The organism is Nonomuraea turcica, assembly GCF_030718205.1.
Classification (GTDB): domain Bacteria; phylum Actinomycetota; class Actinomycetes; order Streptosporangiales; family Streptosporangiaceae; genus Nonomuraea.
Genome location: NZ_JAUZQF010000035.1, coordinates 71,833 through 85,537 on the forward strand (window position 1 = coordinate 71,833; position 13,705 = coordinate 85,537).

The 13,705-nt window shown below is 68.1% G+C and carries 13 protein-coding genes; 5 read left to right on the forward strand and 8 right to left on the reverse strand.

The genetic code is table 11. From position 1 onward, the window contains the following. Window positions 1-5 precede the first annotated feature (5 nt). Window positions 6-1,022 (reverse strand): NADPH:quinone reductase, encoded by a 1,017-nt coding sequence (locus Q9G87_RS52890; protein WP_305924289.1) that lies wholly within the window; start codon window positions 1,020-1,022, stop codon window positions 6-8. A gap of 101 nt (window positions 1,023-1,123) precedes the next feature. Further along, window positions 1,124-2,071 (reverse strand): aldo/keto reductase, encoded by a 948-nt coding sequence (locus tag Q9G87_RS52895; RefSeq protein WP_305924290.1) that lies wholly within the window; start codon window positions 2,069-2,071, stop codon window positions 1,124-1,126. 83 nt (window positions 2,072-2,154) lie between these two features. Here Q9G87_RS52895 and Q9G87_RS52900 point away from each other — a divergent pair, with 83 nt between their 5' ends. From Q9G87_RS52900 to Q9G87_RS52910, 3 genes are read left to right on the forward strand one after another with little or no spacing between them, the layout of a single operon-like run. Next, window positions 2,155-2,781 carry a TetR/AcrR family transcriptional regulator gene (locus Q9G87_RS52900; RefSeq protein ID WP_305924291.1) on the forward strand — a complete coding sequence of 209 codons (627 nt, stop codon included), beginning with the start codon at window positions 2,155-2,157 and terminating at the stop codon, window positions 2,779-2,781. Window positions 2,782-2,816: 35 nt separating this feature from the next. Further along, the gene (locus Q9G87_RS52905; protein WP_305924292.1) at window positions 2,817-4,241 is read left to right on the forward strand and encodes a serine hydrolase domain-containing protein; all 1,425 of its coding nucleotides are present in this window, start codon (window positions 2,817-2,819) and stop codon (window positions 4,239-4,241) included. 16 nt (window positions 4,242-4,257) lie between these two features. Next, window positions 4,258-4,986, forward strand: a complete 729-nt coding sequence (locus Q9G87_RS52910) for a MerR family transcriptional regulator (RefSeq protein WP_305924293.1) — start codon at window positions 4,258-4,260, stop codon at window positions 4,984-4,986. Between the two features lie 311 nt (window positions 4,987-5,297). On the opposite strand, the gene Q9G87_RS52915 is transcribed toward Q9G87_RS52910, so the two are convergent. Further along, window positions 5,298-5,900, reverse strand: a complete 603-nt coding sequence (locus tag Q9G87_RS52915; RefSeq protein ID WP_305924294.1) for a TetR/AcrR family transcriptional regulator — start codon at window positions 5,898-5,900, stop codon at window positions 5,298-5,300. A 59-nt stretch (window positions 5,901-5,959) separates the two neighbouring features. On the opposite strand from Q9G87_RS52915, the gene Q9G87_RS52920 reads away from it, so the two are divergent. Next, window positions 5,960-7,105: an FAD-dependent monooxygenase gene (locus tag Q9G87_RS52920; RefSeq protein WP_305924295.1), complete on the forward strand. Its 1,146-nt coding sequence runs from the start codon at window positions 5,960-5,962 to the stop codon at window positions 7,103-7,105. A 561-nt stretch (window positions 7,106-7,666) separates the two neighbouring features. On the opposite strand, the gene Q9G87_RS52925 is transcribed toward Q9G87_RS52920, so the two are convergent. The 3 genes from Q9G87_RS52925 to Q9G87_RS52935 form a co-directional block, all read right to left on the reverse strand. Next, on the reverse strand, window positions 7,667-8,869 hold the full coding sequence (locus Q9G87_RS52925; RefSeq protein WP_305924296.1) for a hypothetical protein: 1,203 nt from the start codon (window positions 8,867-8,869) through the stop codon (window positions 7,667-7,669). Continuing rightward, window positions 8,866-9,405 carry a DUF4365 domain-containing protein gene (locus tag Q9G87_RS52930; RefSeq protein ID WP_305924297.1) on the reverse strand — a complete coding sequence of 180 codons (540 nt, stop codon included), beginning with the start codon at window positions 9,403-9,405 and terminating at the stop codon, window positions 8,866-8,868. The genes Q9G87_RS52925 and Q9G87_RS52930 overlap by 4 nt, the downstream gene beginning before the upstream one ends. A gap of 240 nt (window positions 9,406-9,645) precedes the next feature. Continuing rightward, window positions 9,646-9,951, reverse strand: coding sequence for a hypothetical protein (locus tag Q9G87_RS52935; RefSeq protein WP_305924298.1), 306 nt, complete (start codon window positions 9,949-9,951; stop codon window positions 9,646-9,648). Window positions 9,952-10,769: 818 nt separating this feature from the next. On the opposite strand from Q9G87_RS52935, the gene Q9G87_RS52940 reads away from it, so the two are divergent. Next, window positions 10,770-11,552, forward strand: coding sequence for a DUF899 domain-containing protein (locus Q9G87_RS52940; RefSeq protein WP_305924299.1), 783 nt, complete (start codon window positions 10,770-10,772; stop codon window positions 11,550-11,552). Between the two features lie 23 nt (window positions 11,553-11,575). Here Q9G87_RS52940 and Q9G87_RS52945 read toward each other — a convergent pair whose 3' ends face one another. Further along, window positions 11,576-12,976 (reverse strand): PepSY-associated TM helix domain-containing protein, encoded by a 1,401-nt coding sequence (locus Q9G87_RS52945; protein WP_305924300.1) that lies wholly within the window; start codon window positions 12,974-12,976, stop codon window positions 11,576-11,578. Between the two features lie 146 nt (window positions 12,977-13,122). Continuing rightward, window positions 13,123-13,677, reverse strand: a complete 555-nt coding sequence (locus Q9G87_RS52950) for a hypothetical protein (RefSeq protein ID WP_305924301.1) — start codon at window positions 13,675-13,677, stop codon at window positions 13,123-13,125. Window positions 13,678-13,705 lie beyond the last annotated feature (28 nt).

Here is a 13,705-nt window from a genome sequence, read left to right on the forward strand (position 1 = left end):
AAGCGTCACGACGTGACGTCCACCAGGACCTTGCCGACCGCGCCGCTCTCCACCGCCCGGTGCGCGTCGGCGGTACGGTCGAGCGGGAAGCGGACCAGCGGCAGGCCGTGCTCCTCGCCGACCGGCAGGGCACCGCTGCGGACCGCGGCGGCGACGTCCTCAACGGCTGCGGCTCGCGCCTCCGGACCGGCCGTGTAGAGCACCAGGAACTGGAGGCGTGTGTTCAGCACCATGTTCCGCAGCACGTCCAGTTCGACCGGCTTGCCACCGTCGTTGGCATAGGTTGAAATCGTGCCGCGCGTCCGCAGCACAGCCAGGTTCAGTGCGAGGTTCGCGCCGAGCGCTACTTCGGCCACGAGGTCGACGCCGTCCGGGGCGATCTTGCGGATGTCGGCGGCCGGGTCGCCCTCGCGATAGTTGATCACGTGGTCGGCGCCGGCGGCGGTGGCCAGCCGGGCCTTCGCCGGACTGCTGACCGTGCTGATAACTGTGGCGCCCGCCCATCGGGCGAGTTGGATCACCGCGTGCCCGACCGCCCCGGCGCCGCCCGCGGCGAGCACCACCCTGCCGTCGAGTGCCCCGGGCCGCAGGCGGCGCGGCCCGTCCTCGGCGACGGTGAGCGCGCGGTGCGCGGTGAGCGCGGGGACGCCGAGCGAGGCGCCGACGTCGAAACTGGCCTCGTCGGGCAGCGGCACGGCCCGATCGGCGGGCACGACGGTGAACTCGGCGGCGGTGCCGGTGGGCCGTCCGGCGGCGGCCATGAACAGCCACATACGCTGACCGACCCGACTCTGGGTGACGCCCTCACCGACGGCGTCGATCACGCCGGCGCCGTCGAGGTGCGGGGTGACTTCGGAGAACTGCCCGGGGTGGGCGCCGGAGCGGGTCTGCCAGTCGGTCGGGTTGACCCCGGACACGGCGACCTGGACGCGAACCTCACCGGGGCCGGGCGTGGGCAGGGTGCGGTCGACGAGCTGGAGAACGTCGGGGCCGCCATTGTCGCGGTAGATGATGGCCTTCAAGATCCGTCCTTGGAGTCTGGTGAAGAGGGGTTTCCCGGCGCGACCTGGAGGTCCGTCACGTGCCCGGCTTGTGGGCGCGACTCGGGTCTCGTGGTTTTCGGTCAGCCGATGGCAACGTCGTTGGAGTGGGACTCGATGGCGTCGAGGGTGGCGAGGGTCTCCTCGTCGAGGGTGATCGCGCCCGCTGCCAGGTTCGCTTCGAGATGACCAGCGTCGGCGGTGCCCGGGATGAGCAGCACATGGGGGGCGTGGTGCAACAGCCAGGCCAGGCCGACCTGCGCCGGGGTGCATCCCAGGTTCTGGGCGGCGGCGAGCACGGTCGGCTCGTCGGTCACCTTCGCAAGGCCTGGGAGCGCGCCGCCGAGGGGGAAGTAGGGCACCCAGGGGATGTGCTCGTCCGCACAGAGCTGGAGCATGTCCTCGTCGTCGCGGTCCAGGAGGCTGTAGGCGTTCTGCACACAGACGATGCCCGCCGGCAGGGCGCGGCGCAGTCCGTCGATGGTCACACTGCTCAGCCCGATTGCACCGATCTTGCCTTCGCTGCGCAAGGCGATCAGCTCCGCCAGCTGGTCGTCGAGGTCGACCGCCTGGCCCTCCGGGACCGGGATCGTGATCCCGGCATCGACGCGGCGCAGGTTCACCACCGGGATCCGCTCCAGTTGCAGCGTGGCGAGGTTCTCCTCGACGCTGGCCCGCAGCTCCTCGGGCCGCTGTGCCAGACGCAGCGGGGGCGAGCCGCCCGGGTCGGCGGTGGCGCCGACCTTGCTGACGACCAAGACGTCGTCGTCCCGGGAGCGGAGCGCCTCACGGATGACGTCGTTGACGAAGCCGTCGCCGTAGAACTCGGCGGTGTCCACGTGGTCGACACCCAGGTCGATCGCGTGGCGGAGCAGGGCGACGGCGGCGTCGCGGTCGCCGTGCAGGCGCGCCAGCTGCATCGCGCCGTATCCGAGGCGCGAGACCGTGCGGCCTGCCATCAGTCCGGGGCCGCCAGGACGCGAGATCCCGGCGGGAGCGGCCTCGTGGGTGGGGGTGCCTTCGGACGTCATGGCTACCTGCTCCCGTGAGAGAATGGAAGAAACGGAGGAGCCTCCGTTACATCCACCATAGCACTACCGGAGGTGCCTCCGTTTTGAGTCGGTCCGAAACGCCGCCGGCCCGCGTACCCGCCGGCTCGCCCGATCCCGTCGGCCAGCCGGTCCGCCGCGATGCGCGGCGCAACCGCGAGAAGCTCATCGCCGCCGCCCAGGCCGCCTTCGCGGCCGCCGACGGCCCGGTCGTACTGGAGGCGATCGCCCGCCGGGCCGGAGTCGGAATCGGGACCCTGTACCGTCACTTCCCCACCCGTGAGAGCCTCGTCGAGGCCGTCTATGCCGGCGAGCTCGACGACGTCACCGCGAGCGTCCCCACCCTGCTCGAACAGCACCCTGCCGACGTCGCGCTCAGGGCCTGGATGGGCCGCTACGCCACATTCGTCGCCACCAAACGCGGAATGATGGACACGCTGCGCGCCGCTTTCGCCTCCGGGCGTATCGCAGCCCCCTCACGGGAACGCGTCACCAGCACGATCGCCACGATCCTCGAACACGGTGTGGCAGCGGGCACGCTCCGCGCGGACGTCGACCCCGACGACGTCACCACAATGCTCATCGGCGTGTTCCTCGCCATCACAGCCGGCGCCCCCCAGGAGCAGACCGATCGCCTGCTCGACCTCCTCATCGATGCGGTCCGCCCGCGAACGAGTGCCGGTACGTCTTGACCTTGCCCCTAGGTCAAGGCTCGACGATGGCTCGCATGAACAACAACGCACTGCACACCGTCGAAGCCCAGATCCGCGAGCAGGCCGCCGCCTCCTCCGAGTCCGACAACGTCCCCGGGTTCGTCGCCGGCGTCTACCACGCCGGCGAGCAGATCGTCGTCGCTCATGGCACGGCGAACGTCGCCACCGGCGCGCCGATGCGCGAAGACACAGGATTCCTTTTCGGCTCCGTCACGAAGGTCCTGACCACCACGCTGGTCCTGCAGCAGGTCGACCGTGGACTGTTGGACCTCGACATGCCGGTGGTGACGTACCTTCCCGAATTCGCCCTGACCGCACCGGGCGCGGCGGGCAAGATCCTGGTCCGGCACCTGATCTCACACACCAACGGCATCGATGCGGACCTGTTCTTCCCCGATGCCAAGGGCCGTGAGGCTCTGAAGACCTACGTCCACGGCCTCGCGAGCAGCTGCGGCAGTCTGTTCGAACCCGGCAAGCAGCTCAGCTACTCCAACGGCGGCATGATCGTCGCGGGCCGCCTGCTGGAAGTGGTGACCGGCATGCCCTTCCCCGACCTGCTCGAGCGCGACATCTACGCACGGGCCGACATGAAGGACTCCTGCACCTCAGCCGAGCAGGCCATCCTGCGTAGCACGGCCATCGGCCACTTCCTGGACCCCGAGACCATGGCGGCCAAACCCACCAGCATGTTCATGCTGCCCGACACCTGGGGGCCGGCCGGCGGCACGCCGATCGGCACCGTCGCCGACCTGCTCGCCTTCGGACGCACCCACCTGGCGGGCGGTGTGTCTCCCACCGGCACGCGCGTCCTGTCGACCGAGTCGACCGCGCTGATGCAGCAGGTCTCGCACGACATGGCGACCCCGAACGTCCCGCCGATGGGCCTGGGCTGGGTGCGGTACCCGTTCGGCGACACGACCGTGCTCGCCATGTCGGGCGCGTCGCCCGGCGGCGTGTCCATCCTGTGCGTCGTCCCCGACCACGACCTGGTCTTCACCGCCTTCGGCAATACCCCGGGGGCGATCATGTTGCAGGACCAGATCCTGCAGTGGCTGCTGAGTGAGCATCTCGGCGTCCAGATCCCCACTTTGGTCACCGAAGTGGAGCAGGACGTCGACCTCACCCCCTACGTGGGCACCTACCGCTCCAACCAGCTCCGCATCGACGTCAGCATTGTCGATGGCCAGCTCGAGGAGCGGATGACCTACGAACCGGCGGACGAGGCGCAGGAGCGGATCTTCACCGCGTTCGCCGGCGGCATGACCTCCGCCCCGCCGCAGCGCTACGTGCCGATCCGGCCCGGCCTCTTCGCGCCCGCCGGATACCCGCTGGAGACGTTCGACGGATATCTCCGCCTGCTGCTCGTCTCCTACCACGACGTCCGCGACGGCCAAGCGCGCTTCCGCAATGGCGGCGGCCGCCTGACCCGGCGGGTCTGATCACTGGAGTGGGAGGATGTCCGGCATGCTCACGATTGGCCAGCTCGCGGACTACGCCGGAGTGACCATCAAGGCCATCCGCCACTATCACGAGCGCGGTCTGCTCGCCGAGCCCGACCGCGACTCCTCCGGCTACCGGCGCTACACCGCCAAAGATGCCGTCGACCTCGTCAAGATAAGAACCCTGGCCCATGCGGGCGTACCACTGGCCCGCATCAAAGACCTTCTTGACGCCGACCCGGACACGCTCACGGCAGCCATCGCCGAGATCGACCACACCCTCCAAGACCGCATCGCGCAGCTGCAGCGAACCCGCGATCAACTCGCCCAGTTGCGCGGTGACGACCGGCTTTTCGTTTCCCCGGAAGTCGCCGACTATCTCGAGGATTTGCGCGAACTCGGCGTCAGTGAGCGAGCGATACACCTGGAACGCGACGGCTGGATCCTCATGCAAACCGCCTCACCCGAGGACAGCTCCCTGTGGATTGCCGAAAAACGCGAGCTCATGACCGATCCCGAGTTCCGCGCTCTCTACCTCGAACACGACGCCGCCTACGACTGGTCGCCGGACGATCCCCGCCTCCCAGCCCTTGCCGCACGTACCCGGAACTGGTTCACCAACCACCACAGCCGAACGGAGACCCGCCCCGTCCACAACCCGACTATCGCCCGGTTGGCCGCGCAATCCCAGCCCGGAGCCTCATCCCCAGCTTGGGACCGCCTCGCTCAACTCATGAAAAGCTAGCCTCGATCGTGCGCGCCGCTCGGTCGGGCGCGGACAAGTGCGTCGGCATCAGCGGGGACGGCGATCGACCGAAGTCGCCGCTTTCCTGTGAATCACGCGATTCTCGCCACCAGTTCGCGGATGTCGGTAAGCAGCCTCCGTCAAGGGCTGGTCAAGCTTGTGGAGGCGTCGCTCAACCGGACCTCCCCGAGCCAGGGCCCTTCGGCCGACGACATCGGAGTATTCGAGCCCAGCGGGTTCTAGCGCATCGGGAGTTCGTCCGCAGGCTGATGAAGGCTGCTTAATGACGGGGCCGGGGTCCGGAAGGTGCGCTAGGTGTGGCGGCCCTGCCGTACCGATTCAGGATTTTCATCGTGTGGGGCACAGCCATGCACGATGGCCTGAACCACGCTCTGGACGACGTCCCTGCTGACGCTCCCTGGCGGCGCGGTGACCAGGGTGAACAGCGCACCCCCGTAGAGCGCGATCAGCGCGGGGATCTTCTCGCGTGGGATGGCGAGGCCGAGTTTGTCGTGGTGCCCGGCGGTGATCTGCACCGACATGTCCTGCAGGCCCGCGAGCGCCGAGGCGAGCAGCGGCCGGCGCACGGCCTCCAGTTGAAGTTCGAAGATTGCCAGATAGCGGTTGCGCAGTGTGGTCGCCGCTGTGAGCAGCGATTCCGTCAGCAGGTCGACCAGCGTCGCGGGCTGCTCGGTGGCCCGGTCGGTGTCGGCGTGATGCAGCTCGGCGATGCGCTCCGCGGCGGCCACCAGCAGCGCTTCCCGGCTGCGGAAGTAGTTAGAGGCCGTTCCCGGCGGAAGGTCTGCTTCCTTCTCCACCGCGCGGTGGGTCAGTCCATGCACGCCCGACGACGCCAGTAGCTCGATGGCGGTATCGGTCAGGGCTCGGCGACGGGCCGGGTTGGTGGGCGGCATGCGACCATGCTACCAATAGCCGTACTAGTACGATCGTAGTGAATCGGCGAGGAGGTCTCATGAGGATCGTGGTGGTCGGTGCCGGGCTCGGAGGAGTGACGGCCGCGGTGGGGCTGCATCGCCTGGGCCACGAGGTGACACTCTTCGAACGGGGCGCCGAGCTCCGGGAAGCAGGCACCGGGATCGTGGTCATGCCCAACGGGCTCCGCGCGCTGGACGCGCTGGGGCTGGCTGAAGACGTTCGCGGGCACATCATGCCTGCCGCCCGCGCGGGATTGCGGGACTGGCGCGGACGCCCGCTGCTGATCACCGATGCGGTCCAGGCGCAGCAGAAGGTCGGGACGCCCGCCATCATCGACCGGGCTGAGCTGCACCGGGCGCTACGCGCCCCGCTGCCCGCCGACCTGGTGCGTACCGCGACCCCGGTCGAGCGCCTGGAGCCCGACCCCACCGGGGTAACCGTGATCAGCGACGGCAACCCCGTCGCGAGAGCGGACGCCGTGATCGCGGCCGACGGCATCGGCAGCAAGCTGCGCGAACAGCTCATTCCCGGCCACCCCGGGCTACGGCGGACCGGCCGGATTGACCTGCGCGGCATGCTGCCCCGCCCTCCCGGCCCGGTGACAGACCTCCTCGCCAGCCAGTTGGTCGACCGCCGCAGCGGGGCGATGTTCGGCCTGTTCCCCGTCGGCGAGCACCGCCTGTACTGGTTCACCGACTCCGTCCTGCACGGCACGCCGCCCGGCGCGGAGGAGGCACGCCGGCAGATGCTGTCCCTGATGGCCGACTGGCACCCCCTCGTCACGGCACTGATCGAGGCCACCCTGCCCGCCGACATCTACGTCGACCCGATCGCTCGCCTGGCCGAACCCCTGCCCTCGTTCGCGGTCGGCAGGATCGCGCTCCTCGGCGACGCCGCGCACGCCATGCCACCCGACCTCGGCCAGGGCGCCAGCCAGGCCTTCGAAGACGCGGCCGCACTAACCCGCCACCTGAGCGGCGCAGAGCCGTCAGACGTCGCCCAGCGGCTCCTGCGCTACGACGCCGAGCGCAGGCCCAGCGCCAACCGCATGATGCGGGCGGCGTCCCGGCAATCGCGGCTGACCTCCCAGACCGGCGTCGCCGCGTGGCTTCGCGACGCGTTGCTGCGCGCCATACCATCCCGGCTGGCCACCCGGCAGCTTGCCGCCCTCTGGCACGCCTAGTCAGTGGTCGTAGGCAATCAGCGATCGGGTGATGGGCTGGCCGGTATGGCGGTTGTGCCAGATGGCGGCGGTCAGGGCAGGATGCCCCGCCACACCTCCTCGACTGGGTCGTCGAGATGGCACCGGGTGTGGCGGGACGACGACATCAGGCGTTCACAGGGACGGGCTCGGCGGTCGTACGCGCCGATGCCACGCCCACGGCCAGCAGCCCGAGACCGGTGGCCGACCGCGCCCAGGCAGTGGTCCGCGCCCGTCGGGCGGGCTTGGGCGAATGACATCTGGGCGGACGTATAAGTCCTGGTCGTAGGCTGCGAGGGCTCAGACCATGCCAGCGCGCCCTGCCCATTCTGCGGGAGATCGTCCAGTCGTTGATTGAGGGCCAGATGCTGCCGGTGAGACGGGCGCCGTGCGCTACCTCGGGGAGATCGGTTCCGTCGCCGCATCCGTCGCACCCCTGCCGGAGCGGGTCCGGTCAAATAGGCTCGACGGGTGCGCGATTGCCGTCCGCGGCGTTGACGGATCTGCCGGGGTGTGGGCGTCGAGCTGCGAGTGCGAGCGTGCTCAGCGTTCTGGCAGATCGCCAAGCGTGTGCTGCAGGAAGCCTGTGTCGAGCTCGATATCACCCTGGAGGCGCCAGGCTCGTCGTTCATATGCCAAGTCGCCTGTCACCGTCAGAGGAATCTTGTTCCGGTAAGCCCGAATCGCCCAATCGTGGTCTCGACCAGAAAGGGTTAGATGCACATTCCGAGTGCGGCCGTTCACGTCCGCGAGGATCACGATCGCGCCTACCTCATCCTCGAGATCGCTTCCCTCGTCCCAGGCCAGTGACTTGACGGCGCCTACGAGAGTTTCTCGGCGTGGCGGCTCCTCCTGCCGGACGAGGCGCTCCCGAACGCGAGCCAGCTCTCCTAGGATCTCGTGCTCAAGCCTGATCGGCTCCGTGCCAACCGCGGGGGCTTGCTCGGCAGCCGCCCATTCGAAGGACAGGTCCAGAGATCGCAGCCCTTCGGGCTCAGCCATCTCTTCCAGAGACTCAATGAGATTAGCGCTCAGTCCCCATGCCGCAGGATTTTCTAGAGCCTCCCGATCGCGCCCGCGAGCCAGTCGGTGCGTCGTCTGGAGGCCCCTTGCCAGCGTCGCCATGACCTTGCGTGGGAAGGGCTCGCTGATGAGATCGTCCTCCGCCCGCGGTGGATCGACCGAATGATCGCCGCTGATGTCGTCTTCCAGTCTTGCCACGACAGTAAAGATGAAGCTGCCGCGCTTGGTGTGGCCTAGGCGCACGTCCTCGTTCAGGAACTCGGTCACGAGTGCCGACCTGCGCCCTCGGTGGGAGTGCGCGGGGTCTGCGGCTGTCGTCGCCGCTGCTCTCATCATTCGGTGGATCGCTTTGATGGTGGCTTCTGCTTGGCGAAATGGGATAGTTCCGTCCGGCATGGCCTGATCGAGTCGGATGTACAGCAGGTCGGCACGAGTGGCGATGATGCGTTCGTAGAGGCTGTCCACGTCCCAGTCGTTGATGACGCGGATTGCGTTCAGGGCGTCATAGAAACGCTGCGAGTAGTCGGCGAAGTCACTCGAGAGCGGCAGCATGATGCGAGCAGCCAATGCGCCGTGATCTTTGGGCAGGCGCCAGATCTCACGAACGTCCTCGAGCCGTGACTCCAGCTCCCACGATTGCGTCGCCAGGAACTGAGAGACGGCGGCAGGTGTGAGGCTCGTGATCAACTCCAGGAGAGAGGAGTCTGGGGTGGGTCGCTTCACCAGCTACCTCCGTCTCCGATCGCCTTCATGATGCCAACAAGCTGCTCTACATCAAAGAGATTACTGCGGGGTAGATGCACGATCTTCGAGTCCTGTGAGTCTTCGATGCTTCCTAAGTTGCAGGCAGCCTCCCAGTACATGCGGCTCTCGATGAGGAGGCGGTCTTCGTCCTGATCCAGCCATGCTTGAGACTCCTGCGGGACGAACAAAACTCCTAGAAAAGCCGGAATGTGACGTTTTGGATGCGTCAACCTGCGGAACGGTGCTGCCTTCATCTGCCAGGCAACATGCTCGTCGGACAGCGCACGCGCCTGTGAGGTGCACTTCAGTTGCAGCTCAAACTGGGGACAGTAGAAAACCTCATACTCAGCAGACGAGGCCAACGTGATGTCGACACCGTCGACGTCGGTTCGGTGGTCTTTAATCGAACATCCGGCTGCGGATGCCAGCATATGCACGTAAGCGAGACTGAACTGCTCCTTCTTTGTCGTCATCGGCAACTCGTCCAATGGAGCCCCCGGTAGCTTCTTGCTCACGCAGGCGTCACCCCCACATGCAACGTCCTCTCTTGTTGCTCATAAACATCTCGATTCACGGGAGGCTGACGTTACTCACGCAAGTGAGGTGAAAGGCCAGCATCCCCAAGACGTGCCTGTGGCCTGCGAGGACAACATGCGATTGCTCGGACAAAGGCATAGGCGTCGCCGTTGCGGAGATGGGTCGTTTCAGGCGCTCCAGCGTGAGCCCTGGTACAGAAAGGACGCTCACGCCAGTCCCTAAACGCCGTCTTTCTCAAGCAAGCGATCGAGTTTGAGCCGCAGGGCGTTCAGGTCGTTTTGGAGGGTGTCGTACCAGGTCGGCTTGTCGCGTTGGAGGTGCTCGTGCGTCCGCCGACGAAGGTCTTCGACGTCGGCGGCCAGAGCCGACAGGGTTTCGACGATCTCGAATCTGCCTTCTGTCACCTTGGCTGTCATCACGACAACGGCGGCCCCGATGGCCGTGATGACACTGCCGGGACACGGTTGGGCTTCTAGCGCTTGCATGCGTAGCTGCAAGCCGAGGATCTCCGCCTCTACGTTCACGTACTCTGCCTTTGCAGTCGTGGGACGGGGGTCCGACCTGTGTCATGGCCGGTTCCCACTGCTGGTGAGCACATGGTGGCAGACGGTTCACGCTCGCGATGATCGGCGTGGGCGATGTGGGTGTGGTTTTCTCTACCGCCGAGTGCGCGGCCCCGGCGGGAGGTCCGATCGCGTCCGGATCTGGCATGTCTTGTGCGGGGGAGGAAAGTCACCCTGGTGGGCCGGTGTGTCGAAGATCGTTAGCCTGAACGGTCTCGTTCCTTCCGGCAGTGACGGGGGCGCGCCCTTTTCTGCGCGTCTGTGGACGGCATGCGCATGGGCAATACCTCCACATGCAAGACATTCAGCATTCTTAGCCTCTTGCGTAGCGCAAGCACCTTATCGCTACGAGTGGGACCGCCCGCCCCCTCCCGAGAAGCCCAGTTGATGCTGGTGACGATCGCGTGATTAGCCGAAGAGCCGGAAACGTCTTGGGGCAGGAATTTGTCGCACGAACAAGCTGGGAGCGTGGACATGGACATTGAGCAGGCCAGAAGGCTCGCCGAACGATACCTCGCAAGCTTTTCAACAGCTGAGATCCGCTGGCTCTGTACGAAAACGAGTCTGCAGAGGACCGAGGGTGGTCTTTTGCTTTTCCATGGAACACGGTCCGAGACTGCAAGCGGTCCTGTGAACTTTGTCAGCCGGACGTGGTCGATGCCGGCTCGGCCGAAGGCGCCGCCTGGCGCGATGAGTTCCGGCCGGGTCGCGGGTCTGTTCTGATGACGTTGTAGGGCGTCGTACGACGCTGCCCGGCACCGGATACCACGGAGGACACCATGACGACCACGCCGAGTGACCCGACCACCGCGCTGCCCGGCCGGCCGCCCATCGTCGACCTGGCCACCTGGCAGGCCGCCCGTGATGAGCTTCTGGTCCGCGAGAAGGCCCACACCCGCGAGGGCGACGCGATCGCCGCGGCCCGCCGCCGGTTGCCGATGGTGGAGTTCGACGGGACGGTCGAGGTCGTCGGACCCGATGGCCCGGTCCCGTTCCTGGACCTGTTCCAGGGCCGCGACGAGCTCGTGGTTTACAAGCACATGTGGTACGACGGCGCGCCGCACCAGGGGCAGTGCGAGGGCTGCACCACCACGGCCTGGCACCTGAAGGACGCTGTCTACCTCAACGCCCGCGGCGTCTCGTTCGCCGTCCTGACCACGGGCCCGTGGGACGAGGTGGCCTCCTTCGTCGAGTTCATGGGCTACACCCAGCCCTGGTATTCGGTGCGCGACGTGGACGAGCCGGTCGGCGGCAGCATGGGTTACCTCACCTGTTTCGTGCGCGACGGCGACCGCGTGTTCCTCACCTACGCCACGACGGGCCGTGGCAACGAGCGGGTCAACGGGTCCCTCGGCCTGCTCGACATGACGCCCTACGGCCGCGGCGAGACGTGGGAGGACAACCCCGAAGGCTGGCCCGAGGGGCGTAGCCCGTCCTGGTCCTGGCGCTCGGACGCGGACGGGAACGCCACCTGGGGCCCGACCGGCCGCCCCGTGCCGCAGTGGACCCGCCCCGGCGCGACCCCCGTGGAGACCCTCGGCCGGCGCGGCCACCACCACTGACAGGTCCTCGTCGGCGGCGCCTTCTATCTGGTCCGCGGCGGGATCGCCTGGGCGCGGGAGCGCAGCCCGAGCAGGACGTCGATCACCAGGAACGCGGCCAGCGAGATGCCCATGAGCGGCAGGAACACTCCGACAACGATGGCGAGCAGGCCGAGCGGCGCCAGTACGACCCACGGCGCGTTCCGCCAGCCGCCCCGGGTGTACGGCTTGCCGAAGCCGCGGGTGGGCCGCCGTTGCCACCACATCCGGTAGCCGAGCACGATCAGGGAGATCAACCCGATGGCCAGCAGAGCGAGGAGGATCTGGTTGGCCAGGCCGAACAGCAGCCCCATGTGGCCGTCGATGCCCCACCGGGCCAGTTTGGCCGCCAGCGGATAGTCGGCGAAGCGCAGCTCGGCCTGCACCTGGCCCGTGGCCGCGTCGACGGCGACCTGGTCCAGGCGGGTGGGCGCGGTCTTGTCGATCTCCTTGACGAGGTAGGGGTCGCCGGGTTCGCCGGGCCAGGTGATCTCCAGAGGGCCGGACAGCCCCTTGCCGGCGGCCACCTGAGCGACGTGGTCCACGCCGATGTCCGTCGTGGTGCCGTGATGTCCTGCGGGGGAGGCGTGGCCGCCGTGGTCACCGCCGGAGGCGCTGATCGACGGTGTCGTCCAGTTGAAGGTCGCACGCAGCTCGTCGACGTTGGCGCCGGCGTACTTGGACCAGGTCAGACCCGTGGCTGACAGGAACAGCAGACCGAGAACGGCCCAGAGGCCGACGGAGCCGTGCCAGGACAGCGTGCGGCGGGCTCCGCGTGCGGTCCGGTCGGGGACGAGGAGATGGCGCCGGCTGCGGCGGCGTCGGGTGGTCCACAGCACCAGGCCGCCGAGCGCGACGACCCACAGCCAGCTCGCGGCCAGCTCGCTGTAGATCCGCCCTGGCTCGCCCAGGTGCAGGTGGCGGTGGAGCATCGAGATCCAGGCGCGGACGGGCAGCGCTCCGGAGCTGCCGTAGCTTTCCAGCGTGCCGCGCACCTGCCCGGTGTGCGGATCGACGAAGACCGCCAGCTGCGTGCTTTCCGGCAGCCCCGGGCGGTCCAGCAGCACTCGCGTCGTCTGTCCCGGCTCGGCGGCGGGCCGCACGGCTGTGACCGTGCCTTGCGGCTGGGTGGCGCGGGCGACTGCGATCTGCTCGCTGAGGGCCAGGCGCGTCTGGCCGGCGGGGGCGGTCAGCTCGTGCTGGTAGACGACCTGCTCGATCTGGAAGGAGGTGGCGTACAACAGGCCGGTGCCGGCGGCCACGAGCAGGAAGGGGGCGATGAGGATGCCCGCGTAGAAGTGCAGGCGCAACACCAGGGGGCGCAACGCGGCCCAGGACGACGGACGTTCGGGGGAGGGCGGGTGGTCGTGATCGGCGGCGCTGCCGACGTCGGTGGTTGAGGTCATCAGGCGTTTCTCCACGTGCAAGGCGACGCGCGCACGCAGATGGGCGCGCGTGCTTCCGACAGGGTTCGAGGTCCGCCGCAGGCTCGTCACGGCGCGCGGCGGTACGCGGGCCGTCGGCGTGACAGGCCGCGACCCGGAAGGCGGAATCAGAGAAGGGAGAAACGCAGGGGTGGGCCGCGCCGGGGGATGGCCGTGGCGCCCCAGGACTGCGGGCAGTCGACGCGCTCGTCATGGGACGGGCGGAGGGCCTGGGGGTCCAGCTCGACCAGCGTGCCGGCCAGGACCGACAGGATCCGCCACCAGCGGTGGACGGTGGTCACGGCCAGATGCAGCAGGGCGGCCAGGGCCGATTCCCCTCGCTCCAGCCACCAGGCCGACAGGAGCGCCGTCATGGCGTGGACCAGGATCATGCCCACCGGGCTGCCGTGCTCGTGCGAGGGGGGAACCGGCGTGACCGCACCTGTGCTGAACAGGTGGTGCATGCCGTACTGCGTGGCGAAGCAGGCCGCGAGCAGGACCTCCATGCCGCGCTGGCGGCGCCCGAGCAGATAGGCGCCCGTCCAGGCCAGGGCGAGTGCACCGAGCATCACGTCGAGGCGCACCGGTCCGCCGCCGGCCAGCCCGTGCAAGCCGGCCGAGACCAGCACGCAGGCCGCCGCGAAGACCGCGGCACGCAGTGCGCGCAAGGAGGGCCGGCTCATGGGCACGCGGTCATAGTGCCATGTGATC